Annotated in this window: 24 protein-coding genes and 3 pseudogenes; 16 read left to right on the top strand and 11 right to left on the bottom strand. The window is 69.3% G+C overall.

Annotated features, from left to right (window positions below; translation table 11 throughout):
* Positions 1-461: 461 nt before the first annotated feature.
* Positions 462-1,388 carry a dihydrodipicolinate synthase family protein gene (locus ABT288_RS15580; protein WP_351607239.1) on the bottom strand — a complete coding sequence of 309 codons (927 nt, stop codon included), beginning with the start codon at positions 1,386-1,388 and terminating at the stop codon, positions 462-464.
* A 71-nt stretch (positions 1,389-1,459) separates the two neighbouring features.
* Between ABT288_RS15580 and ABT288_RS15575 the strand changes: the two genes are divergently transcribed.
* Both ABT288_RS15575 and ABT288_RS15570 read left to right on the top strand, forming a co-directional pair.
* A complete protein-coding gene (locus ABT288_RS15575; protein ID WP_351607236.1) occupies positions 1,460-2,413 on the top strand; it encodes a LysR family transcriptional regulator in 954 nt (317 codons plus the stop codon).
* Positions 2,414-2,461: 48 nt separating this feature from the next.
* Positions 2,462-2,602, top strand: a pseudogene (locus ABT288_RS15570) (IS5/IS1182 family transposase); the annotation flags it as partial.
* A gap of 404 nt (positions 2,603-3,006) precedes the next feature.
* Here ABT288_RS15570 and ABT288_RS15565 read toward each other — a convergent pair.
* Positions 3,007-3,573, bottom strand: a complete 567-nt coding sequence (locus tag ABT288_RS15565; RefSeq protein ID WP_351607233.1) for a TetR/AcrR family transcriptional regulator — start codon at positions 3,571-3,573, stop codon at positions 3,007-3,009.
* A 146-nt stretch (positions 3,574-3,719) separates the two neighbouring features.
* On the opposite strand from ABT288_RS15565, the gene ABT288_RS15560 reads away from it, so the two are divergent.
* The 7 genes and pseudogenes from ABT288_RS15560 to ABT288_RS15530 all read left to right on the top strand — a co-directional run bounded on the left by ABT288_RS15560 (position 3,720) and on the right by ABT288_RS15530 (position 9,978).
* On the top strand, positions 3,720-5,189 hold the full coding sequence (locus ABT288_RS15560; RefSeq protein ID WP_351607231.1) for an MFS transporter: 1,470 nt from the start codon (positions 3,720-3,722) through the stop codon (positions 5,187-5,189).
* Between the two features lie 258 nt (positions 5,190-5,447).
* Positions 5,448-6,296, top strand: coding sequence for an oxidoreductase (locus tag ABT288_RS15555; RefSeq protein WP_351607228.1), 849 nt, complete (start codon positions 5,448-5,450; stop codon positions 6,294-6,296).
* Positions 6,297-6,573: 277 nt separating this feature from the next.
* On the top strand, positions 6,574-6,765 hold the full coding sequence (locus ABT288_RS15550; protein WP_351607313.1) for an SDR family oxidoreductase: 192 nt from the start codon (positions 6,574-6,576) through the stop codon (positions 6,763-6,765).
* Between the two features lie 452 nt (positions 6,766-7,217).
* Positions 7,218-7,421: pseudogene (locus ABT288_RS15545) on the top strand (NAD(P)H-binding protein); the annotation flags it as partial.
* 44 nt (positions 7,422-7,465) lie between these two features.
* Complete coding sequence (locus ABT288_RS15540; protein ID WP_351607319.1) at positions 7,466-8,233, top strand: Rossmann-fold NAD(P)-binding domain-containing protein; 768 nt, start codon at positions 7,466-7,468, stop codon at positions 8,231-8,233.
* An 83-nt stretch (positions 8,234-8,316) separates the two neighbouring features.
* Entirely contained in the window at positions 8,317-8,712 is a 396-nt protein-coding gene (locus tag ABT288_RS15535; RefSeq protein WP_351607225.1) for a VOC family protein, read from the top strand.
* A gap of 282 nt (positions 8,713-8,994) precedes the next feature.
* Entirely contained in the window at positions 8,995-9,978 is a 984-nt protein-coding gene (locus ABT288_RS15530) for a BtrH N-terminal domain-containing protein (protein WP_351607222.1), read from the top strand.
* Positions 9,979-10,221: 243 nt separating this feature from the next.
* Here the strand turns inward: ABT288_RS15530 and ABT288_RS15525 are convergent, their stop codons facing one another.
* From ABT288_RS15525 to ABT288_RS15520, 3 genes and pseudogenes are all read right to left on the bottom strand, one after another.
* On the bottom strand, positions 10,222-10,383 hold the full coding sequence (locus tag ABT288_RS15525) for a DUF6417 family protein (RefSeq protein WP_351607220.1): 162 nt from the start codon (positions 10,381-10,383) through the stop codon (positions 10,222-10,224).
* Between the two features lie 28 nt (positions 10,384-10,411).
* A pseudogene (locus ABT288_RS50205) lies at positions 10,412-10,651 on the bottom strand (DUF6417 family protein); the annotation flags it as partial.
* 49 nt (positions 10,652-10,700) lie between these two features.
* Positions 10,701-10,898: a solute carrier family 23 protein gene (locus ABT288_RS15520; RefSeq protein ID WP_351607217.1), complete on the bottom strand. Its 198-nt coding sequence runs from the start codon at positions 10,896-10,898 to the stop codon at positions 10,701-10,703.
* 328 nt (positions 10,899-11,226) lie between these two features.
* Here ABT288_RS15520 and ABT288_RS15515 point away from each other — a divergent pair, with 328 nt between their 5' ends.
* The gene (locus ABT288_RS15515; RefSeq protein ID WP_351607216.1) at positions 11,227-11,442 is read left to right on the top strand and encodes a hypothetical protein; all 216 of its coding nucleotides are present in this window, start codon (positions 11,227-11,229) and stop codon (positions 11,440-11,442) included.
* Positions 11,443-11,448: 6 nt separating this feature from the next.
* Here the strand turns inward: ABT288_RS15515 and ABT288_RS15510 are convergent, their stop codons facing one another.
* From ABT288_RS15510 to ABT288_RS15490, 5 genes are all read right to left on the bottom strand, one after another.
* Complete coding sequence (locus ABT288_RS15510) at positions 11,449-12,795, bottom strand: nucleobase:cation symporter-2 family protein (protein ID WP_351607213.1); 1,347 nt, start codon at positions 12,793-12,795, stop codon at positions 11,449-11,451.
* Positions 12,796-13,724: 929 nt separating this feature from the next.
* A complete protein-coding gene (locus tag ABT288_RS15505) occupies positions 13,725-13,994 on the bottom strand; it encodes a hypothetical protein (RefSeq protein WP_351607211.1) in 270 nt (89 codons plus the stop codon).
* A 371-nt stretch (positions 13,995-14,365) separates the two neighbouring features.
* Positions 14,366-15,064 (bottom strand): response regulator, encoded by a 699-nt coding sequence (locus ABT288_RS15500; RefSeq protein WP_351607209.1) that lies wholly within the window; start codon positions 15,062-15,064, stop codon positions 14,366-14,368.
* Positions 15,061-16,230, bottom strand: coding sequence for a sensor histidine kinase (locus ABT288_RS15495; protein ID WP_351607207.1), 1,170 nt, complete (start codon positions 16,228-16,230; stop codon positions 15,061-15,063). The genes ABT288_RS15500 and ABT288_RS15495 overlap by 4 nt, the downstream gene beginning before the upstream one ends.
* A 19-nt stretch (positions 16,231-16,249) precedes the next feature.
* A complete protein-coding gene (locus ABT288_RS15490) occupies positions 16,250-16,765 on the bottom strand; it encodes a DUF1453 domain-containing protein (protein ID WP_351607205.1) in 516 nt (171 codons plus the stop codon).
* A 282-nt stretch (positions 16,766-17,047) separates the two neighbouring features.
* Between ABT288_RS15490 and ABT288_RS15485 the strand changes: the two genes are divergently transcribed.
* From ABT288_RS15485 to ABT288_RS15475, 3 genes are read left to right on the top strand one after another with little or no spacing between them, the layout of a single operon-like run.
* Positions 17,048-17,755, top strand: coding sequence for a VC0807 family protein (locus ABT288_RS15485; RefSeq protein ID WP_351607203.1), 708 nt, complete (start codon positions 17,048-17,050; stop codon positions 17,753-17,755).
* A gap of 39 nt (positions 17,756-17,794) precedes the next feature.
* Positions 17,795-18,010: a ferredoxin gene (locus ABT288_RS15480; RefSeq protein WP_351607202.1), complete on the top strand. Its 216-nt coding sequence runs from the start codon at positions 17,795-17,797 to the stop codon at positions 18,008-18,010.
* On the top strand, positions 18,007-19,221 hold the full coding sequence (locus tag ABT288_RS15475) for an FAD-dependent oxidoreductase (RefSeq protein ID WP_351607200.1): 1,215 nt from the start codon (positions 18,007-18,009) through the stop codon (positions 19,219-19,221). The genes ABT288_RS15480 and ABT288_RS15475 overlap by 4 nt, the downstream gene beginning before the upstream one ends.
* Positions 19,222-19,838: 617 nt before the next feature.
* On the opposite strand, the gene ABT288_RS50200 is transcribed toward ABT288_RS15475, so the two are convergent.
* Positions 19,839-20,213, bottom strand: a complete 375-nt coding sequence (locus ABT288_RS50200; RefSeq protein WP_502972755.1) for a hypothetical protein — start codon at positions 20,211-20,213, stop codon at positions 19,839-19,841.
* Positions 20,214-20,497: 284 nt separating this feature from the next.
* Between ABT288_RS50200 and ABT288_RS15465 the strand changes: the two genes are divergently transcribed.
* The 3 genes from ABT288_RS15465 to ABT288_RS15455 all read left to right on the top strand — a co-directional run bounded on the left by ABT288_RS15465 (position 20,498) and on the right by ABT288_RS15455 (position 23,819).
* Complete coding sequence (locus ABT288_RS15465) at positions 20,498-20,989, top strand: hypothetical protein (protein WP_351607199.1); 492 nt, start codon at positions 20,498-20,500, stop codon at positions 20,987-20,989.
* Between the two features lie 715 nt (positions 20,990-21,704).
* On the top strand, positions 21,705-21,938 hold the full coding sequence (locus ABT288_RS15460; RefSeq protein WP_351607196.1) for a hypothetical protein: 234 nt from the start codon (positions 21,705-21,707) through the stop codon (positions 21,936-21,938).
* A 1,011-nt stretch (positions 21,939-22,949) separates the two neighbouring features.
* Entirely contained in the window at positions 22,950-23,819 is an 870-nt protein-coding gene (locus tag ABT288_RS15455) for a helix-turn-helix domain-containing protein (protein ID WP_351607194.1), read from the top strand.
* Positions 23,820-23,839: the final 20 nt, after the last annotated feature.

Here is a 23,839-nt window from a genome sequence, read left to right as displayed (position 1 = left end):
CCGGGCGTCGCACGGTCGTGCGCGGAGGCGATGTTCGCGACTTCGGGAGACGCCTCTGGCCCAGGGCGTGGTGGTCGGCAACGGCGCGGACATGGCCGACCGCCTACACCCGTGGCCAGCGCTTTTGTCCTCAGCCGGTGACCGGCCTCAGACGCTTGGACCAGGGTCGCCGCCTCCCGAGCGTCCGCGGCCCCTCCCGAAGCCGTGAGCATCCGAGAGGGGCCGGTGTCCTCGGTGCCGCCCGAACTGCTGTCGGAACGCTGCTCCTTGCCGCATACGAAGCCATGCGGTTCGTCCGCCGCGTCGTCGAGCAGCAGACCACGCGGCAGCTGACCCTGATCGACCGGTTGATCACCGACGAGCAATGCCCATGTAGGGCGTGTGGTGGCGCGGGAGCGGGCGGGCGCAATCGGCTTGCATCGTCGTGCACGAATTCCCCCTCGGGGGACCATGTGCCTGTGTCAGGCCGCGGCCTCTTGGTGGGCTTGGTGGCTCCGGGCGGTGGCCAGGTCCGCCGCCCGCCGGACCGAATCGGCGGAGGCGGCCAGCAGCGGCAGCCGGACGGCCGGGCTGGGGATGCGGCCCTGGGCGTGCAACACCCCCTTGATAACGGTCGGGTTCGGTTCGGCGAAGAGCGCGGCGGACAGCCGGGCCAGCTCGGCTCCCAGCCTGCGGGCCGGTCCGGCGGCGTCGCGCTGCCACAGCGAGATCAGCTCGGCGAAGTCAGCGGTGCGGACGTTGGCCGACGCCAGGATGCCTCCGCGCGCGCCCGCCGCGAGCAGCGGCGAGATGACGGCGTCATCGCCGCCGAGCACCGCGAAGCCCGGTGCCGACGAGCCGAGCAGTTCCATCGCGGCCGCGTCGATCGCACCGGTCGCGTACTTGACCCCGACGACCTGCGGCAGGTGCCCGAGCGCGTTCAGGGTGCTGGTGCTGAGGGGCTGAGCGGTGCGGTACGGGATGTCGTAGACGACCAGCGGCAGGCCCCCGTGTTCGGCGAGCGCCGTGAAGTGTGCCAGCGTTCCCGCCTCGCCGGGCCGGGTGTAGGGCGGCGCGGGAACCAGCGCCGCGGTCACGTCACCGCTCTGAGCGAGCTCCCGCAGTGTCGTGATGGCGGAGGCGGTGTCGTTGGTGCCGACGCCGACGATCAGCGGAGCGCCGTGTGCCCGGCAGGCGGCCGAGCAGATGCGGACCACGGCCTGCTTCTCCTCGGTGGTCAGCGTGGCCGCCTCCGCGGTAGTGCCCAGGGCAACGAGTCCGCGCGCCCCGCCGACTGACAGTGCCTCATTGGCGAGCCGGGCGAGCGCGTCCGGGGCAAGGCGCAGGTCGTCGGTGAACGGGGTCACCAAGGGGACAAACAGGCCGGTGAGGTTCGCTTCGGGCTTCATGCGCCCAGCCTGACCGACACAAACCCAATAGATCCAGTTCATGTTTCTTCGCTAATACGTAAGCTCACCTTATGCTCGATGTCCGACGTCTTCACCTGCTGCGCGAACTGGACCGACGCGGCACCATCGCGGCCGTCGCCGAGGCGCTGACCTTCACCGCCTCGGCCGTCTCCCAGCAGCTGAGCGTGCTCGAGCGCGAGGCGGGCGTACCCCTGCTGGAACGAAGTGGCAGACGGGTGGTGCTCACCCCCGCGGGCCGCGCCCTCGTCACCCACGCCGACGCCGTCCTCGAACGCCTCGAACTGGCGGTCTCCGAGCTGGCCGGGGCACGCGAGGGCATCGGCGGGCCGCTGCGGATCGGGACGTTTCCCTCTGGCGGCCCCGCGATCGTGCCCGCCACGCTGGCCGAACTGGCCCGGCGGCATCCCGCGCTGGAACCGATGGTGCAGGAGATCGACTCGGCGCGGGTCTCCGACGGCCTACGTGCCGGCGAACTCGACGTGGCCCTCGTCCACGACTACGACTTCGTGCCCGCGTCCCCGGACACCACGGTCGACCAGGTGCCCCTGTTGGAGGAGCCGATGTACCTGGCAACGGGCGACTCCACCGACACCGATCCCGCAAGAGGTCCCGCCGCCCGCGGCGACACGCTGGCGGAACTGCTCGGACCGTGGGCCGCGTCCCCATGGATCACGGCCCGGGACGGTACGACCGGTCACGCGATGGCCGTACGCGCCTGCCAGGCGGCCGGTTTCCAGCCGCGCATCCGCCACCAGGTCAACGATTTCCGTACGGTCCTGGCACTGGCCGCCATCGGGCAAGGCGCCGGGTTCGTACCGGAGATGGCCGCCGCACACGCCCCCGAGGGCGTGGTCCTGACCCGGCTGCCCCTCTTCCGCCGTTCGAAGGTCGCCTTCCGCGCGGGCGGCGGCACGCACCCGGCGATCGCAGCATTCGTGGCGGCGGCGCGAACAGCGGTGGGCGCCACGGGGCCTACCTCCTTACCGATCGCTTCAGTGAGTTGAGTCGCGGGTCCTGTGCTCGGCGATCTTGGTCGAGAGGGTGTGTCCGGAGTGCGTACTGGTCTTGTTCCTGACGACCTGTGGGAGCGGGTGGCCTCGCTGCTGCCGCCCGCTCCCGCACGGCGCCGCCGCTATCCCGGTCGGCTGCCTGTTCCCGGCAGGACAGCACTCGCCGGCGTCATGTACGTGCTGTTCGAACGACGCGCCGATCTCCACCAGGGCCTGCTCGAACTGGCCTGCAGCCTCATACGCCTCCGCCGCCTGCGAACCTCATTCTGAAACGATCAGTTACCCACCCGTCGCCTGGTCTCGGATGATTTCGCCGAGCCTATCCGGCAGATCCCGTCCGACTCGATGTGCCAGACCGGTTGGGACGCTTCCAACACACTCGCGCGGTGGTGCGCATCCAACCGGTGCGCATCGTGCATCTGGTGCGCAGCACGAAGCGCACCCCAGTCCGCCGGTTTGCGCATCCACTCGGTGGCCTATGCGCACGGGTGCTGCCAGCGGTGCGGGAGTGGCGCATCGGGTGGGCTCGATGGGGTGGAGCGGGCCAGTTGAGCGCGCAGCATTACCCCTTGCGGACCAGGTCGAGGTCACAGCAATCGGTCGACCAGCCCATCGACGTAGTCCGGGGTGAGCGGGCCCCTGCCGAGCAAGACGCGGATATACATCGGGGCCAGGATGTGGTCCAGCACGCCGAACGCGTCGGGTGCGTGCTCGCCGCGTTCGCGGGCGCGATCGAGCATGGACTGCAGTTGCCGGGTGCGTTCGGCGAGGAGGTCGTCAAGCGCCTGCAGGCCCTGCTGACCGTTGCTGGACAGGGCGACGGCCAGGCGCAGCAACGCCAGGCCGTCGGGTCCGGTGATCTCGCGGGCCACGTTGGCCGCGTAAGTGCGCAGGTCGCCGGCCAGGCTCCCGGTGTCGGGCATCGGCGACTGCGCGTTGAGGCGGGTGAGTGCCACGTCGGTGAGCAGGGTTTCCAGGCTGCCCCACCGGCGGTAGATGCTGCTGTCGGCCACGCCCGCGCGGGCTGCGACCTCGCCGACGGTGAAGTTGCCGTAGCCGCGCTCGCTGATCAGGTCGGTGACGGCCTGGTGCACCTTCATGCCGACGCGGGCGCTGCGCCCGCCGGGCCGCCGGGCTCGCTGTCGCTCGTTCATGCCCCCACCTTAACGCAGTCGTGACTTGCGTTTGCGAGGCAACCCTCCTTACAGTCGCCTAACGCAGCCACTGGCTGCTTTAGAGCGCCCGGAGGCTGACCGCGTCGGCCGTGGAGAGGCGCAACCAACGATGGAGAGGACTCCCCATGGCTGCATCGTCTGCGGCCGCAGGCAGTCGCCCAAACCGGGCCGTGCTGCTCACGGTGACCTGCTTAGGCCAATTCATGGTCCTGCTCGACAACACGATTGTGGGAGCAGCGCTGCCCGATATGCAGCACCGGCTGCACACTCAGCTGACCGGTCTGCAGTGGATCGTCGACGCGTACGTACTGCTGGTCGCCATGCTCCTGCTGTCCGGCGGTGTCTTCGCCGACCGGTTCGGCCGCAAGCGCGTGTACCTGACCGGCGTGGCGGTGTTCACCACCGCGTCGGTGCTGTGCAGCCTCGCGCCCTCGGTCGGCTGGCTGGTCGCCGGGCGGGCGCTGCAGGGGATCGGAGCCGCGGCGCTGAGCCCTGCCTCGCTGGCCCTGATCGCCGCCGCCCATCCCGTGCCGCAAGAACGAATCAAGGCGATCGGGCTGTGGGCCGGATTCAGCGGAATCGGCCTGGCCGCAGGCCCCGTGGCCGGCGGCATGCTGACAGATGCCTTCGGCTGGCCCGCCATCTTCCTGGTCAATCTGCCCATCGGCGTGGTCCTTGTGCTGGTCGGTCTGCGCAGCCTTGAAGAGGCCCGCAATCCGAGCGCCCCCGCGATCGATGGTCCGGGGACGGTGCTGTCCGTTCCGGGGGTGGGGGCGTTGACCTACGGGCTGATCGAGGGTGGTGCCCGCGGCTGGACGTCGCCGGTGATCCTGGGCAGCTTCACCGTCGCGGTGATCCTCCTCGCCGCCTTCGCCGCCGTCGAAGCGCGTCGTTCCGCTCCGATGCTGCCGCTGCGGCTGTTCCGGCAGCGGCTGTTCACCGTGTCCAACACCGCCATGGTCGTGGTGGGGTTCGCGCTCATGGGTTCGTCGTTCTTCTTCTCCCAGTTCTTCGTGTACGTCCAGGGCAGCTCGATCCTGCGTGCCGGACTGCAGACCCTGCCGGCATCCCTCGCCATGGTGATCGTCAGCCCGTACGCGGGCCGGCTCGCCGCCCGGTACGGCTTCCGAATCGTGGTGACCACCGGCCTGGCCCTGGCCGGCCTGGGACTGCTGGCGCTCGGCATGGTGCACGCCAACACCGGCTACGGGAACGTGTGGTGGCGGCTGGGAGTCGTCGGCATCGGCTTCGCCCTGACCATGTCCCCACTGACGGGAGCCGCCATCCAAGCAGTCGGCCCGCAGGAAGGCGGCCTCGCATCAGGCATCAGCAGCACCACCCGGCAGATCGGCGCGGTGCTCGGCGTGGCGGTGCTCGGAGCCATCGTCCGCACCCGGCAATCCGGCGGCGCCTCCTTCGAGACCGGCCTCAACAGCGCCTTCCTCGCTGCCGGCACGGTCACTTTGGCCACCGCCGTGTTCACCGGCCTGTGGCTGGCGAGGTCCGGGCCCGCGGAAGGCTCCGCGGCGCCGCGACGTTCCACCGGCCCAGGTACGGTCACCACCTCGAACGAGGCATCCGCGAACAGCCGTTGACGGCGACACCGACCATGGCCGGGAGACGTTCCGCCGCAGGCCGTCGCGGCCCTGTGGCAACGCGCCGTCGACCGCGATGACGCCTCGCCCGACACCGACGCGGACGACGTCATCGGCATCCTCTTCGGGCCACTCATCTCCCGCAGGCTCACCGGCCACTACGACCTCACGGACAAGCGCCGAGAAGCTCACGCGCACTGCCCTCGACGGGTTTATGCGCTCCACCGTCTGACACTTCCGATTCCCACGGAGAGACACATGTCCCGCACCTTTCTCATCACCGGCGTGAGCAGCGGCCTCGGCCGCGCCTTCGCCACCGCCGCCCTCGAGGCCGGCCACACCGTCATCGGCACCGTCCGGAACCCGGACCAGATCGCCGCCTTCGAGCACTTCGCTCCGGGCCGCGCTCACGCCCGCGTGCTGGACGTCACCGACACCGATGCCATCGCGCCGACCGTCGCAGCGATCGAGGACAAGGTGGGCCCCATCGACGTACTCGTCAACAACGCCGGCTACGGCGTCGAGGGCACCTTCGAGGAAACCCCGCCCGACACCTTCCGCCACCAGTTCGACGTCAACGTCTTCGGCGTCATCGCGGTCACCCAAGCCGTTCTGCCCCGCATGCGCGAGCGCCGTGCCGGGCACATCCTGTTCGTGACCTCTATGGGCGGTCTGCGCGCGTTCCCTGGCCTGGCCGCCTATCACGGCTCCAAGTTCGCCGTAGAGGGCATTGCGGCCACGCTCGCCCTGGAGGTCGCACCATTCGGCATCCACGTCACGGCGATCGAGCCCGGCTCCTTCCGCACCGACTGGGCCGGCCGCTCCATGCACCGCGTAGAGAGCACTGTCGCCGACTACGACCCGATCTTCGCCCCGATCCGCGAACGCCGCCTCGACATGCGCGGTCAGCAGCTCGGCGATCCCGCCCAAGCCGGCCGTGCCCTGCTCGCCATCGTGGAGGCCGAAAAGCCGCCGACCCACCTCATCCTCGGCAGCGACGCCCTCCGCCTCGTCGCCGAGGCCCGCTCCGCCTTCGATGCGGAGACAGCCGCCTGGAACGAGCTGTCGAAGTCCACCGACCACCCCGACGGGGAGCAGATCGCGTGAGAGCCGCCGAGCGTCTCTGACGCGTAAACAACTGCAGGTAGAGGCGGTTCCGAGCGAGACTGTTGGCCCGGTCGGGACCATGCCCGCCGAGCTTCGTTCGACCCGTTCATGCGGAAACGGCGTCCATAGGGTCGAGAGTGCCGCAGAAGCCGAGTTCGTTGAGCCGGGAGACTGCGGCTCGGCTCGGCGTGCGGCCCGTTCGGGATCCCGCCGGGTGAAGTAGTCGCCGCCCAGGCCGTGGTAGGGCACCGGTACCGTCCGTCCCAGGCCCGCCCCCCTGGGTACTACGCCCTCCCCCGGCCACTCCACTCCAGACGGGCCGCTGGCCGAGGCCATGCTCAAGTGGCTGGCCCTACCGCGTACCGGCAGCCGGCGGGAGATCGCCGCCCTGGTCTCGTACCTCACGGGGCCAGTGGCGGCCTTTGTCACCGGAGCCAGCCTCACGATCGACGGCGGCTTCACCGCGTAGCGGCCGGGCTGGTCTGGATGCTTGTGCCGCGACCGTGCAGTGATCGGGGGCAGACCGCGATACCCGGCGCCGAACCGAATCCACGCCGGTCACGGTCAAGTGCCCGCCGGGGCCGAGCGTTGGCCGCTCCTGTACCTGCGGTCCGCGGCATCACGAACTCGTGCCAGATACACCACTTTGCGAGGCACGACCGCTCGTACCGCCGTGGTGCCATGCTCGCGGCGAGGGCAGTGCTACGGTTCCGGTAGGCGAAGCGCGGCGTCGGAACGCTTCGCCAGTCACTGCGGTGGCCCTGAGGCGCGAGTACCGGAACGCATCCGGTCGAGGTTGAGCGCCCTGTAGCACCGCGTTGCACGTCAGCCGGGCTGTAACCGGCTCCTGGTCGTTTCGCGGGTCGCCTGACGTGCCTGTGCTCGCCCTCGCCGGAGCTGATTCTGCGAGAGGAGCACATCATGACCACTCTGGTCATCGGAGCCCGAGGTGGCGTCGGTCGCCATGTCGTGGACCAACTGCTCGCTGTCGGCGAACCCGTTCGTGCCTCTGTGCGCGACCCTCGGGCTGGAGCCGACCTGCCGGACGCGGCCGAAGTCGTGACCGCCGGCCTCACCCGGCTCGACACCCTGCGCTCCGCACTCGACGGCGTGCGCCGGGTGTTTCTCTACGCCCCGCCGGCCAGCGCCGAAGGCTTTGCCACACCACAGTGGCCGCCGAGGCAGGCCTTGAACGCGTCGTACTGCTCTCCTCCGGCAGTGTTCTGCTGCCGGGCATGGAGCACAACGCGATCGCCCAGGAGCACCGTGCGGTCGAGGACGCACTGTCAGCCGCCGGCCTGCCCTGGACGCCGGTGCGGCCCCTGGTCCTGGCAAGCAACAGCCTGCGCTGGGCGGGGTCGATCAGGTCGAGCGGCACGGTGCGGCTGGTCCACCCCGACGCCGTCACGGCGCCGGTCCACGAACGCGACGTCGCAGCCGTCGCGGTCACGGCGCTGCGTGTCGGTGCCGAGGATGCGGTGGCGACCGATCCATCGAGCGCGGCCGTGCTGACAGGACCCGAACTGATCTCGCAGCGCCGCCAGGTGGAACAGATCGGGCAGGCGATCGGCAGGACTCTGCGCATCGAGGAACTCTCCCCGGACCAGGCCCGCGAGCGCTACGGTCGCTCTTCCGACCCGGCAACTGTCGAAGCGATCTTGCAGTTCCTTTCCCTGGCCGCGACCGGCGGTAGCCGTGTACACCGACCGTGCGGCGTGTGCTGGGTCGGCCCGGCCACAGCTTCGCGCACTGGGCCCGCGACCACGCAAAGGACTTCGGCTGAGGGCCCACGGCCGCTGAACCCCCCGGGGCGCGGGCATGCCACAGCGATCAGCACCTGTCCTGGGCGGTGCCACGGCCCCGGGGTTTCGACTGATGGCGATCAGCGGGCGGTCATGCGGACCGCCATCAGTTCGCCAAGACTCATCGCGCGATGAGGACAGTTTCTGACCTCATTGACGTCTACTGTCGCGGCATCGGCCGGGATGCGGTATCCACGGCAGGAGGGAAGGGGACACCCATGCTGCGAGGGCTTACCACCGTCAGTTTCTGGGCCGCTGATCTGGCGGCGGCGAAGAGCTGGTACACGGAACTACTGGGGGTGGAGCCGTACTTCGAGCGGCCGGGGTACGCCGAGTTCCGGCTCGGCGACTACCAGCACGAGCTGGGGCTGATCGACAGTCGCTACGCGCCCGCAGAGGCGGGGACGCGGCCGGGCGGTGCTGTCGTGTACTGGCATGTCGACGATGTGAGCGCGGCTCTCGGAAGGCTGCTGTCCCTGGGGGCGAAGGAGTACGAGCCACTCACGGAGCGCGGTGCGGGGTTCGTCACCGCCTCCGTGACCGATCCCTTCGGGAACATCCTGGGCGTGATGTACAACCGGCACTACCTCGATGTGCTGGGCACACGCGGGTAACGACAGGGGTGCAGCGAGGGGAACGGCCGGGCCGTGTGCTCCGCCCCATTGGGACGTGGATGACGGGCACATGGGGTCCTCCCCGCCGACGCGGGCGCGCTCCGTCAGTCACGAGACCGATGTCCCACGAACCAGTTCAGACGCTGTGCCTGCCAACCGGCGAACCAGGCACATGGGCGTGGCTGGGTCCCGTCGGCGGGTCATGCCTGGGACGCGGTGGTCTGTCACGCCCATCTGCGGCGTCGTCGGCAGGTTCGGCAGGTGAGGGGAAGAATGAGCGGCATGGCCATGGTGAAAGACATCGACGTCCGCGGCATGCAGCACTGCGAGACGACGGCGCTGGGCGTGCTACTGCGGCATGTGGGACTCGACTTGTCCGAGCCCATGCTGTTCGGGCTAGGCTCCGGGTTGTCCTTCATCTACTGGGACAGCAGAGCCATGGGTTTTCCCTTCCTGGGAGGCCGGGTCAAGCCGTTCGAACTCACCAGGAACCTGGCCGCCGCCCTCGGGCTTGAGCTGCTGGTCGAAGAGACCACCTCCCCGCGCAAGGCATGGCACAACGTGGCGGCACCCATCGACGCCGGTCGGCCGGTCGGGCTGCAACTCGACAGCTACCACCTGGACTACTTCAGCACCAAGGTGCACTTCGGTGGTCACGTCGTGGCCATGTACGGCTACGACGAACAGGACGCCTACCTGGTGGACACCGACCCGCAGGGCGGAGCCGTCTCCACCAGTCTCGCCAGCCTGGCCAGAGCCAGGGCCGAACGCGGCCCCATGACCGCCAAGCACCGCTCCTTCACCATCACAGCGCCCAGCAGCCCGAAGCCACTGCAGGACCGGATCATCCCCGCGATCAAGATCTGCGCCGACGCCTTCCTGAACCCGCCCATCGCGAATCTGGGCCACCGGGGCATCGAGAAGACCGCCAAGCAAGTGCCGAAGTGGCTGGAACGCAGTGACAGTCCGCAGGAAGACCTGCCGCGGACCGCCGTCCTCATGGAGAGGGCCGGCACCGGCGGCGCCCTGTTCCGGAATCTCTACCGGGACTTCCTCGCCGAGTGCGCCCCGCTGATCAACAGCAGCCACCTGCGCACCGGCCACAGCCTGTATGCCGAGGCCGCCACCCTCTGGACACAAGTGGCCGTACTCATCGCGGCAACAGGCGAATCCGGCGACGCGAAGAACCTCATACAAGCCGGCTCCATCCTCCACGAGCTCTCGCGCATCGAACGCGATGCGATGCAGGCCCTCAGCCTGCTCTAGGGCCTGTCCGGCGGGTAATGCGCGGAGCCAGAGTCCCCGCAGCTCGTCCAGGTCGGGGAGGTGGGCTACGGGGAGGGAGTTGAGCAGATCGGGCTGGGCAGCGCGGAGGCTGGGTGGGGCCTGGGGCCGGCACCAAGAGTGCGGCGGGCTGACACAGGACCGTCGTACGGGCAGTGTTACAGCCGCAGAGGGCGTGCGAAAGCCGCTGCGGGCTGCCAGGAGAGGGGCGGCAGACCGGGCGCCTCAGCTTGAGCGGTTCGACCGCCCGCTGCCCACCTGCCGGCCGACGCGGAAGACGACGCCGTATTCGCGGCCGAAGCGGTTGTCCTCCGCAGCGGACGCGCCCACCGAGCGCAGGTGGAAGGCGTAGGCCACCGACTCGATCTGTTCCTCGTTCAGGTACAACCCAGAGGCTGCCGAACTGGCGCGCGGTGCGCACCTTCTCCTCCAGGCCGTCGGCCGGCGGCACCCGCAGCCGGGCACCGAGGCGGCACACGTACAGGCGCAGTGCGTCCAGCTCCGAGCGGCGCAGCTCGACCAGCCGCTCACCGTGAGGCGGCCCGACGGGCCGGCGGTCGGGGGCGGGGCCGGCCTCGGCGTGGACCACCACATCCCGGCCCTGCCCCATCAGCCGGGCCGCCCACACAACAAGCCCGCCCTCACACGCGGACAGCGGCGGTGAAGGTCGCCCCCTGGACGAATGGCAGCCGCGCTCCGATCCGTCAGAAACCCCAGGCTTGGATGATCGTGGCGATGCCCGCGGTGAACAGGTCCGCGTTGATCGGGTAGACGAGTTCCTCGGCCGAGAGATCGAGCGCGTTGCCCAGCACGATCGGTACCACCACCGCGCCGTCGTAACACGCCAGGACGTGCTGGAAGCCGTACAGCGAGAGTTTCGCGATCGGGAGTAGTTCGTCCACAGGGTGAAGTGGGCTCTGCGTTCTTCGGTGTGAAGCGAAGGTTGCCAGCTCTGCCTTGCCTTCAAGGTGGGTGAACGAGAGGTGCGTGGAGGAGGGGTGCGTGAGCGGTCACGGATGTCGGATGGGCCTGTCGGACGCAGTCAGAAGGGCCACACACTCCCGGGGCGGCTCGACAGAGCGCGGGCACGGTCGACCCGTCCTCGGTCCGGCGCAGGTGACAGACCGCCATTTCCTGCAGGAAGACCGGCCCGTGGCCCACGGTTCCATGGACCCCCCGGGGTGATCGGTTTGAGACTTCGCCGGTGGCAGGTCTCGCCGCATTCCGGTCATGCCACGGCGTGCAGATAGCGGGCCCGCCCGCCCCAACGGCCGGGGCAGCTCGGCGACAGTCGGCTGGGCGCGCTCGGCCTGGCTCCCGGAGAACTTCTGCCCGGGTGGCCGGCCGACGCCGGCGAAGGCCGGCCTGATCGAGCTGTTACGGCTGCTCGACCAGACCCGCGCCTCCGGTGTCGTGATGAGCCCGCGCGAGGAATCGGCCTGCTGACCGGGATCAGCTCACGTTCTTCACCTGCTCCGGGACCGCGATCTGCTCCGGGACCGCGATCTGCTCCTCCGGCCCGTGTGCGGGCGGGACCTCGTGACTTCGGCCCAGGTGATGGAAGAGCAGGTTCAGCGTGACGGCCATCAGGCAGCCTGCCGAGATGCCCGAGCTCAGCACGGTCGCGACCTGCTCGGGGAAGGCATGGTAGAAGTCAGGGAAGGCGATCGGGAAGATCCCGAAGGCCAGGCTGACCGCCACGATGACCGCGTTCGATCCGGCACTCAGGTCCGCCTTGCCGAGCGTGCGGATGCCCGCCACCGCCACCGAGCCGAAGAGCACCACGCCCGCCCCGCCGAGCACCGGCTGCGGCACCAGCGAGACCAGCGCGCCGACCGGTGGCAGCAGACCCATCACGATCAAAAAGACCCCGGCCAGCGCGACCACGTATCTGCTGCGGATCTTGGTCAGCGCCACCAGCCCGATGTTCTGTGCGAAGGCCGAGCAGATGAAGCCGTTGAACACCCCACCGAACGCCGTCGCCAGCCCGTCCGCGCGCAGGCCGCCCGCGATCGTGCGGTCGTCCGCGGGCCGCTCCACGACCTCACCGAGCGCGATCATGTCGGCGGTGGACTCGGTCATCGAGACCACCATCACCACCAGCATGGAGATGATCGAGGCCGCCTCGAAGCGAGGTGCACCGAAGGCGAACGGGTGCGGCAGTTCGAAGACCGGCAGGCTGCTGAGCGCGTGCATGTCGACCTTGCCGAGCGGGATCGCCGCGAGGGTGCCGACCAGCAGGCCGAGCAGGATCGAGATCCGTTGCAGGAAGCCGTGCAGGAAGCGGTTGAAGAGCAGCACGGCGACCAGCGTGAGCCCCGCGAGGCCCAGATTGACCAGCGAACCGTAGTCCGCCGCATGGGAGTTGCCGCCCTGCGCCCAGTTTCCGGCCACCGGGAGCAGTGAGATCCCGATCAGCGTGATCACCGTGCCGCTGACCACCGGCGGGAAGAACCTGACGAGCCGGCAGAAGACCGGGGCCAGCAGGAAGCAGCAGAGCCCCGCGATCAGGGTGGAGCCGAAGATCAGCGGCAGCGCGGCGCCCTTCTTCGCCCCGACCACGGCAAGGATCGGTGAGACGACGGCGAAGGAAACGCCGTTGACGAAGGGCAGCCGCGAGCCGATCCGCCAGACGCCCAGCGTCTGCAGGAGGGTGGCGACGCCTGCGATGACCAGGCTGGCGGCGAGCAGGGTGGTGAGCTGCGCGGCGGTCAGTCCGGCCGCTGCGCCGATGATCAGCGGTGGCGCGGCCACCCCGGCGTACATGCTGGCTACGTGCTGGAGCGCGACGGTCGCCATCCGGCCGGGTGGCAGTACCTCGTCGACGGGATGCCGTGACGCCTCAGTCTCAAGCGATGTCTGGCCTTCCACCTGCTGTTCCTCCACATCTGGCAGTGGCTTCGGGCCCGGGAACGACTACCGAGCTGCGGGACGAGCGCGGTGACGCTGGGACGACCCCGGCGGACGGCAGTGTCGTCATCCACCCGCCGGAGCTGCCAGAACAGATCCGACCCATAAGGAAATCCACAATGCGGAATCGCGATTCCGCGTTCAACGAAATGTAGAAAGCGTCCCCCGGGTCGTCAATGCCTCCTACTCGACCGACACACACTGGGCGCAAGTCTGGAGTTTCCTCCAACGGCCACTCGGCGCTGCTTCCAAGGGGGAGCCGGGACCTCCACCGACGGGGCGTTCGACACCTCCGGGCGGCGGGCTGGGGTCGCAGCAGAATGTCCTCCCCGCCGACGCGAGAGTGCTCCGATTCACGGTGAACGTCATCCCGGACCCCGACCATGCGGAGCCCGCCGACACCCTGAAGTGACGCGCAACGAGCACCTGGTGCTGGCCCACGCGGTGCACTCCGCCCTCTGAGCGCACCGGTAGCCGCACCGTCGTGCGGTCGGGGTGCGCACCTGATGCGGTGGCCGGGCCGGTTGAGGGCGACGCAGTTCTCTTTGACACGGACCGTGGTCAAGGAGAAGTGCGGCGGGTGCGCATCGGGGGGTGCGCGGCATAGCCCCCGGCGATGCTGTGCACTCCTGGCTGGTGGACTCCACTCGGTGGAGTGGATGCCGGGCATCGTCGGTGCGCACGACGACATCGGGTTCGCCCGGTGGCCGGCCGCCCGGCCTCGGTGCGGTCCGGGCTGCTGCAGGTGGTGCGCCTGCTGGTCGTCCTCACGCACCGGGGCGTGGGCGACGAGCTGCGTCGGCATCGCCCTGGTCGGCTTAGCGGTCCGCGCGGGCGCAGGAGTCGTCAGCCGCCTCGGCAAACGCGTCCTGGAGGTGACACAGCCGCTCGGCCGTGAGATCCAATGCTTCCACGTCCGTGCGGGACTCCCCCAAAGCCCGCAGCGCCGTCAGGTCGATCGCCTCCCCAGGCTCAGCCTCCGGCTCCTGGCCGCCGTGCTCGGGGCCGGCGACCAGGGGCCCGAGCAACTCCTCGGGCATCGCCGCCTGCTGATGCGCGACGACGTCGTACGCCTGGGAGTCTTGCACGCGGCCTTGCACGACCGTACGCGCCACAGTCACTCGTTCCCGAAGGTGTCCCAGACCGCCTTGGCGAGCGCGGAGACCGCACCACCGACTGCGGCCACGGCGGCCTTCCTCAGGAGTTGGCGGCGCAGATCCGCCTCTGGTTTTGGTCACGAGGCGTGGCAGCACTCGGGCACGACTCTGGGAGGCACCTTGCGGGTGGAGCGGCGCTGCGCGGTTGTGTCCGAGGTCCGCGTTGACCACTGACGATTCGGTCGTGGTGGCGCAAGGGCGGCTCCGGCCACAGGATCTCTCGAAGGGCCCACTCCCCTCAGCTGAGGCTGTGCCATGAAATCTAGGCTCTACAGGTGCCGTGACGAGATTTCAGCCTGCCTCTATTTCTCCTGGTAATGGTGGCGCAGGGCATAGCGGACGGCGTCGGCGCGGGAGTGCAGGTCCGCCTTGGCGAACAGGTTGTTGATGTGCGTCTTCACCGTGGCCTCGCTGATCACCAGTCGCGCCGCGATCTCCGGGTTGCGCAGGCCCTCGCCGATCAGCCCGAGTATCTCGCGTTCCCGCGCGGTCAGGTTGGCGGTCCGGTCGTCGGGCGGGGACGGGGCGGTGGCCGGTTGCGGAGTGGCCGGTGTGGGCGCGGGTCGGGAGGCGAGGGTCAGCAGGCGGCGCTGTACCTCGGGGGCGAGCACGGTCTGGCCCTGGGCCGCGGTGCGCACGGCGTTCAGGATCGTGTTGCGATCGGCCTCCTTGGTCAGGTAGCCGTTCGCACCGGCCTGCAGCGCGGCCAGGATGGACTCGTCGTCGTCGAAGGTGGTCAGCACGAGGATGTTGCTGTCCGGTCGGTCCCGGCGGATCCGCTGCGTCGCCTCCACGCCGTCCATGACCGGCATGTTGAGGTCCATCAGCAGCACGTCGGGATGGTGCCCCTCGGCGGCCGCGACCGCTTCCGCGCCGTTGGCCGCGGTGGCCACCACGGTCACGTCCTCGGCGAGGTCGAGCATGACCGCGAGGGCCTCGCGGATGGTCGCCTGGTCGTCGACGACCACCAGGGTGATGGCGGCGGTGCGGTTGCCGGTCATCGGGGCAGCTCCAGTTCCACGGTCCAGCCGCCCTCCCGGGTCGGCTCCGCCTGCAGGGTCCCGCCCAGCAGGGCGGCGCGTTCGCGCATGCCGACCAGGCCGACCCCGGTGCCGCCGGCCAGCTCGCCTCGGCGGGGCCCGGTTGCGGGCCCGTTGCGCACGGTCAGCGTGACGCGGTCGGCGGTGAGGGCCAGGCGCATGCTGCGCTCCGCGCCTGGAGCGTACTTGGCCGCATTGGTGAGCGCCTCCTGCGCGGCCCGGACGACCGTGTGCGTCGCCTCGGCACCGATGGCATCGCTTTTACCACCCGCACCGGTGATCGCGAAGTCGACCCCGTGCTGTTCGGCGAGTTGGCGCAGTGTGTCCGGCAGCGGCAGGGTGTCCTCGCGCAGGGCGTGCACCGCGCGGCGGGTCTCGCCGATACTGTCCACGGCGAGCGCGCGAGCCCGGCGCACGGCCGCTGTTGCCTCCTCCTCTCGGCCGCCCTCGTGCAGCGCGTCGGCCAGGTCCAGTTGCATCGCGATCCCGGACAGCGAGTGGCCGAGCACATCGTGGATCTCGCGGGCGATGCGTCCGCGTTCGATCAGCGCGGCCTCGCGTGCCTCGGACTCCCGGGCGCGCTGGGCCTCCTCAGCCGCGTGCTCGGCGCTGCGCAGCGCGTCGAGCCGGTACCGCGTGGACATTCCGATGTAGACGGGCAGACCGACGGACAATAAAGCCCACCACGGCCACTGCGGTGCGTCAGGCACCCGGAGTTGGACGAGCCAGGTTGCGCCGGTCGCGACGAGCGAACCGGTCACGGCGACACCGATGGCGGCCCGGGGGGAGTCGAGCTTCCGGCCCGCCGTTGACGCGGCGATGTACGGGAGGAGCGAGGCCGCGTCGGTCGCGTGTACGAGCGGCAGCAGCATCGAACCGGACAGCATCGAGGCGGTTGTCGCGGCGAGCTGCTGACGGTTGCTCAGTCGGGTCAACGGGAACAGCGATCCGACCGCGCCGATCGAGGCGAGGACGAACAGCGGCAGCGCGAGAGTGGGCAGCAGGATGCGGCGGGACGGCCACTGGGCGATGGTCAGGGTGATCGCGACGATGGTAAGGACCGGCCGGACCGCTTCGTCCCAGAAGGGCCCGGTCGGAGCCGTCGGCCGCTTTTCGGTGCTGGTCATCGTGGCGGGGTCCAGATCGTCAGTGGTGGTCGCGAGGCGCCTCGGATCGAGTGTTCCATCCGGACACCTGGTTCTGACCCCACATCACTTGATGGCCGCGGCGCATCGATCGGTAGAGGGCCGCCAGGCCCTCGGCCAGGATGCCCAGCCCGAGGGTGAGCAGCAGGCCGTCGCCGATCGTGCCCGCGTTCTTCGGGTCGAGCGAGTGGAGTGCGAACTTTCCGCCGAACCCGACCGCCAGGTTCAGTGCCCACAGCGCTGCCGTGATGCCCGTGTACTGGACGAAGGCGTAGCCGTCGTGCCGGGAGATGCGCATGCTGGCGCCGCGCAGTGCTCCGAAGGCGACGCTGATCGCCGTGGCGGCGGCCAGGTACAGCACGGACGACGGTGTGCGGACCACCCCGGACACTTCCGACAAGCCGATCAGGCCCAGCACGGCCGGCAGCACCAGCATCCGCTTGCCCTGTGCCGGCTCCCCCGCCATGCGGCGGACCAGCAGGTAGCCCACCGCCGCCACGACCAACACGATCTCCACCGGACCGCTCACCTCAATCGCCTCCGCTGATCCGCACGTTCGAAGTGCTCTGGCGGAGAAGCTAGAACCTCCCGGCACGGACGTCCTGCGGCGAGTGGTGTAGATCCGGGTGGAGACGACTCCACCCGGATCTACGGCGGACGCCGCATGTCCGGCACCGCGGACTGACATAGCGTCGGCATCGTTCGAAACGGGAAATTCCGCCGGCTGTCGCTGCCTTCATTTCCCGGCCCGGAAAAGAACGTCAACCCTCCTCCTGCCCATTCACGACTGGGAGTTCCCATGTCCTCGAACCCGTCCGGTCCGGCTGCCCGCACCGAAACCGGCACCAGCGCACGGCGGTCCGGCTCCGTGATGCGTGCGATGGTCTCCACGCTCTTCTACGATGTCGGCCTTTCGGTCATCGCCTACTTCGCCGCCGAACTGCTCGGTGCGAACACCTATCTCGCGCTGCTGGCAGGCACCGTCGTCGCCGGCTTACGCGTGCTCTGGGTGGCGATCCGGCAGCGCCGCATCGACCCGTTCGCGCTGTTCCTGGTCTTCCTGTTCGGCGCGAGTCTGCTGCTGAGTTTCACCACGGGTGACGCCCGGTTCGTCCTCGCCAAGGACTCGGCGCAGTCCGCCACAGCCGGCTTGGTGCTCGTCGGCAGCTGCCTCGTCAGGCGTCCTCTCGCCTACTACGCCGCCCTGCGATTCGCCCGCGAGGCCGGCTCGGAGCAGGCGGCACAGTTCCGGGCCACCGCGGATACGAGCGCCATGCGGGCCCGCTGGCGCCGCGTCACCCTGGTCTGGGGCACCACGCTGCTGATCGACGCCGCGCTGCGCATCGCAGCCGTCTACCTGCTGCCGATCCGAGTCGCATCCAACGTCTCGCAGCTGCTCATGGTCACCTTCATGGGCGGGCTGACGCTGTGGACCGTCTGGTCGATGAAGAGAGAGCAGGCCGAGCTCGGGAAGGCCGGGCCGCAGCGCGACACAGCCGGCTCCTGACGGATGCGACGGTCATCGCCACCGGGAAGGGAGCTTGTCATGCGGGTCGTTGTCGACCTGAACCGCTGCCAGAGCTACGGGCAGTGCGTGTACGCGGCGCCGAAGGTGTTCCGGTTCCGGGGCACGGAGTCGCTGGAGTACGACCACGTGCCGGACCCGGAGTCCGACCGGGCCGCGGAGCGGGCCGCTGTGGCCTGCCCGATGCGGGCGATCACCCTGGGTCGGGCGGCCGGCGTCGGGGCGGTGTGGGAATGACCGGCCCGAACCGAGGGAGCCTCCGGCGGATTGTCATCATCGGCGCGTCGCCGGCGGGCCTGCACACCGCGGAGTCGCTGCGGGCGAACGGGTTCACCGGCGAGCTCGTGCTGATCGGTGACGAGCCGCACGAACCCTACGACCGCCCGCCGCTGTCCAAGGCGGTGCTGTCCGGATGGATCGGCACCGACCGGGTGCAGCTGCCGCGGAGCCGGGACCTGAACGCCCGCTGGCTGCTCGGCGTGGCCGCGACCGGGCTCGAGCGGCCCGACCGCTCCGTGCACCTCGCCGACGACCACTCCGTCCGCTTCGACGCGCTCGTCATCGCCACCGGATGCCGGGTCCGGCCCTGGCCGGTCGCCGACGAGGCCGCGCTCGGCGGGGTGCATGTGCTGCGGGGCCGCGACGACGCCCACCGGTTGCGCGCCGACCTCGCCGCCGGGCCGTGCCGGGTGCTCGTCATCGGCGGCGGCTTCACCAGCTCGGAGGTGGCGTCGAGCTGCCGGGACCTCGGCATCCCAGTCACCGTTACCCACCGCGGCACCGCCCCGCCGGCGGGCGCGCTCGGCGGGACCGTCGGGGCGGTCATCGGGCGCGGCAGCGGGCGCACGGGGTGGACCTGCGCCTCGGCACCACCGTCAGCGCGCTGGAGAGCGGTACCAACGGCCGGCTGCGGCGGGCCCGGCTGTCCAACGGGGATGACGTCAAGGCCGATGTCGCCACGTCGAGACTGCGTTCCTCAAGCGGATCTACGTGCTGTTCTTCATCGAGCACGGCACCAGGCTCGTCCACATCGCAGGGGCCACGGCGAACCCGACGGTTTCGTGGGTCGCCCAGCAGGCCCGGAACCTGGTCATGGATCTGGGCGACAGAGCCGAACAGGTGCGGTTCCTCATCCGAGACGCGACGCGAAGTTCACCGGTGCCTTCCATGAGGTGTTCACCTCACTTGGTGCCCGGGTGATCCGGACACCGGTCCGTGCACCGTGGGCGAACGCAATCGCCGAACGCTGGGTCGGCACCGTCAGGCGCGAATGCACCGACCGGCACCTGATCTACAACGAGCAGCACCTGCGCGGGGTGCTCACCGCTTACGAGCACCACTACAACACCCATCGCCCGCACCGGGCACGAGACCGGCGACCGCCTCGACCGCTACCGGCGGCTCCGGCCGACCTGAATCACGTCTGGCTCACGCAGCCAAGCCGTTGACGGACCACCGGCCTCAACTGCAACGGCAACCCGCTCAACCCGTTCCCGGGCGTCGCGCCGAAGCACGCCGACGACCTGCGCCGCACCATCCGCCTCACCGGTCTGCTCGGGGTGAGACACGTCGTCACCATGTCCGGCACCCCGGGCTCCGACCCCGATGCCAAGTACCCCTCCTGGGTGCCGGCGAGTGCCCGACCCAGACGCCGTTTGGGGCCTGGTGAGTCATCGATTGCTGGGCACCAGAAGCGGCTGACGAGTTCCGTATATCGTGTCCCGTCCCGTCAGGCCAGCCGGGGGCCGCGGCCACCTTGCGTCCTGTGGGTAGGGGATCGGCAAACGCCCTCCGTGGCGTGTGTCCGGGTCGTGCTTCCGCACCATGACCTGTTCAACGTCAGCGTGCCCTCGCACGCTCCGTTCGGGGTGAGCGGCTTGGTGAAGATGAGGACATCCTCATGCTGGATCACCGCGAGCGGGATGCCCCGGCGGCGGGCGTCGCGCAAGCTCTTCATCTGGAACGACGGCCGGGTGATCATACGGCTGTCGCGGATACCCGCGCGGAGCGCCACGCAGCGTTCGGTGGGAGTCAGGCCGGCGGCTTTCCCGGCGGCCAGGACTGCCTACGGCAAGTCGATGAGTTCACGGCGTTCGCGCCACGGGCGGGTGGTGAACACGACAGTGCCGCCAGGCCTCAGCATCAAACGACACTGGGCGAGGATTTCGGTGAAGGCGTCCAGGAGCCGGTCGGTGGAGACGTGGGCGAGGTTGGAGCGGTCGTGACTGTAGCGGTAGTCCTTCTTGACAACGCCGCGTTCACCGGTCTCGCGGCTGGAGCGGACCTGCCCGTACACGGAGCTTCCGTACGGCGGTGAGGTCACCACGAGGTTTACCTCGCCGTGGAGGGCGGCGGGGATGAGCTGGGTGAGTTTTCGGGCGTCGCCGCAGTGCACGGCGCCGGCGCTGGTGCCGTCCAGAGCGGCCACAATCTCCGGCATCCATGTGATCCGCAGCCGTGGCGGCGATCACGTTCGGGGACCGCATTGGCCGCGGCGAACAGTCACATACCGCCTTCTTGCAGCGACCAACTTGGCGCCAAACGACCCGCTGAAGGGCCTCGCTGAGATATTCCACATAACGGACATTTAAGTGGATGGCATACCTCACACTTTCATAGTTCATTGTTCAACTAAATGAGGAGTAGTGTCACGAGTGCCTGATCCAAGGCGGCCACTGCCACTCGCTTCGGCGGGTTGCATGGTGTTCAAGGAGGAAAAAAATCATGGGTTACAGGATTGTGCGCCGCGTAGCTGTCGCAGCCGCCTCTGTGGCGGTCGCGGCAGCGGGACTCCTCGCCGCAGGGGGACCAGCCTCGGCAGCGACCGTCACGAGTAGCGAACCGGCGGCTGCCCTCGCGTCTCACTCGGCGCAGTACACCAACGCCCTTGAAAACCGGAACGGACACCGGAGCGAAGGCCGAGGTTGGCACGACGACCACGGCCGCGACTCCCGGGTCCGCCGGGTCGATGAGAATCGTAGCCCGGCCCGCCGCTATGACGGCGACGGCCAGCGCGCCGACCGCGAGATCCTCCGCTGGTACAACGACCAGATCTCATGGTTCCGTGACCACGACGGAAACCGCTACCAGGTGCGGCGGCATGAGGAGCATGCCTACCGTTGGGACCACCGCCGTTGGCTCCTGTGGACCACCGGGGACACCGGATTCCGTGACGTCCGCGAGCACCGCAACGAAGGCTACGCCCACCACGGGTAGGCAGCCGATGAACACAGGCCCGACGTCGGCACCGACGGCCGCCGCAGTCCGTCACTCCCGGGTTCCTGACGCCTCTCGGGATACCTGGCCCATGCGGGCAGCGGAAAGAAGGACCGTAACAAGAGCCGCCCTAACCAGTGCGGATCGATGACACCTGCGCCGGATCAGGGGAACCGGCACAGGAACCACCGGTTTTGGTGGAGCCGGTGACGCGCAGGGGACGTCGACGACGCCGTACCCTGCGGTGGGGGCGCCTCGCCAGTCGCCATGAGCGGCGGCGGCTGACATAGCGACAGCGCCCCCACACAGTCCAGCGGGTGCTGCGCAACAACGCACCGCACGCTGGTCACAAATCGGTAACCGACGGTTTGTCGCTGACGCAGTCCTGAGTAACTGGCCGATCTCCGCTGGGACCGGGCCGTCGGCATCGGCGGCCTCCTGGCGCCTGCCCAGCAGCTTCTATGAACGCCGTCGTCGGCTGGGTCGGCGTCGAGAAAACGGGACGCTCACACCCCATGAGCGGGTGGCACTCGCGCTCGCGGAAGCGGTCAACAGCCCAGCGGGCGCCTTCGCGCAAGTCAGCTCTCGCGCACTCGCCGCACGCGCTGAGCAAGGGCGAGATCTTGGCGTCGACCTCGCCCGTCGGCACCCTGTCGGTCTTCGACTTCCAGACGCCCATTCCGTACCGTTCGGGACGGAGCGCACCGGATGGCTGATGACGAACATGGACTCCGGGATCGAGCAACCTCGGGCCAGCGGAGCCAATGTCATCGTCTCGCCCTTCCCCGCCCCGGTGGGCCGAGACGCGGTCATCCCGTTTCCCGGTGGGGTCAACACTCAGTTGTACTGGCACACCACACCACCGGCCTACAAGCCGCTGCAGACCGTCCCGGAAAACCGCGTGTACCTGCCGCCGGATGCAGTCAGCGCCTTCTGCGCTCCTACCTGAAGTTCACCAGCGGCGTGGTCGAGTCCGATGCTCCAAAGGCGAATGCGAGCGAGATCGGTCAGCCCTCGCAGACGTTCCGCAGGATCCGCCTCACCTCTCCCTTCGGCAGGACCGTCATCTCGGTGACCAACGGACACCTGCCCTACCCGTAGAGGCATGAGACCACGGGGTACAAGGTCGCGAACCTCGCGACGACACTGAGCAAGGCCAAGGCCGCCGGCCGCCACGGTGCTGTCCGGTCCCCACCTCTCGGGCGGCCGCCACAGCGCCATCGCCGAGTTTCCCGGTCATTCAGCGGCACGGCCCTCATAAGATCAACCTGAAACCGTCAACCAGCCGACTGGCGTTCACCTCGGTCTGAACGCATGAACGGTGCCGAATGAGACGGAAACTGAGACGGTACGACGGATGGCTGCGCACTCCTCACCAGGTGGATGTCGCGAGCCTCGCGTCAGGGGGCAACGCTACTTACGACATGGCAGCGCTTGCGAAGGAGCGCAAGCTGGGAGGAGTGCAGGGAGATACCTGGCGATCCATCAGGCGAGGCGAGCTGTACCTATCACATCGAGGGCCGCCGGCGGTTGCGGCGACAGGAAGACCTCACCGGCTTCGCATCCGCGCCCACCGCGGGGGCGAGAGTCTCTTCCTCGAGCGCGGATACGAACAGGTCCGCATCCCGCGAGATCGAGCCAGCCGTGCCCTGAGGCCGGAGACAGCGAGCAGGGGGCGGGCGGCCGCTGATTCAGCGCTTCACAGTTCCAACCCTGAATGCGAGGCAGCCGTGATCAGGAGCCGCAGCGGCACTTTCTGCGGCAACCAGTTCGGCAACACTCATGGTGATGGGTGCCCTGCGATCACATTCGCAGGTCCGTGAGATCACGGGCTCCCGCTGACCGACCCTTTTCCCAGGCAGCGGAAGCGGGAGCCGGGCGCGCGGAACCATATCTGCCCTCGACGCAGCAATTAGTTTATAATTCAATTTCTGGCGAGACGCTGCAAGGAGGTCGTACCGTGGCAGAGCTCGGACTCGCCGACACGCTGGGTATCCTGCGGCAGCCCGGCGTAGAGCCGCAGCACAGCAGCGCAGGGCTCGGTTGGGATCACCTCTACCTCTCCTGCCAGAAGGAACAGCCCTACCGCGCTCGCTTCGAACCGGCCCCCACCCACCTGCTGATCCTGCATCTCAGCGGACCGGTGACCGTCCGCAGGGGCCAGGGGCCGAAGGCGCGGTCGCGGGCGGTCCCACGCGGTGGGCTGTTCGTGCAGTCAGCTGGCCAAACGCTGTCCGTGGAACTCGCCGGACGGCTCGACACCGTGCACGTCTATCTGAGCGACGAGGCGTTGCGCGAGGCCAACGACGGGCGGCCGGTCCAGCTGTCCGAGGACCTGGGTGCCGTCGATCCGTTGGCCGAACAGCTCGTCCTGGCCTTGGCGGGGGTTGCACGGGATTGGCAGCCGTCGGCGCGCACCTACGTCGACCACCTCGCCGGCATGCTCGCCGCGCAGCTCGTACGGCGGCACGCTGCCGGGCCCGCCGAGCCGCCTCCCGGCCCGTCCGGATTGAGCGACCGGCAGCTTGTGGCGGTCAGGGAGCTCATGGAGGATCGGCTCGCCGAGGCACTGCCGATCGCGGATCTGGCCGCCGCCGCCTCACTGAGCCGCAGCCAGTTCACCCGGCAGTTCAGGGCGAGCACCGGACAGTCGCCGCACCAGTACCTGCTCGCGCTGCGCCTGGAGCAGGCATGCCGAATGCTGCGCACGGGTTCCGCCCCCATCGGGCAGGTGGCGGTCGAATGTGGTTTCTCGCACCAGGAACACCTGACACGAGCGATGCGCGCCAGGCTGGGGACCACCCCGGCCGCCCTGCGCCGCGCGGGTTGAGAGGTGAAGGGGCACCCCCC

Source organism: Streptomyces sp. NPDC001093 (genome assembly GCF_040298985.1).
Taxonomy (GTDB): Bacteria; Actinomycetota; Actinomycetes; order Streptomycetales; family Streptomycetaceae; genus Streptomyces.
Note: the sequence above shows the minus strand (reverse complement) of the source record. Positions and strands in the feature narration are given on the sequence as shown.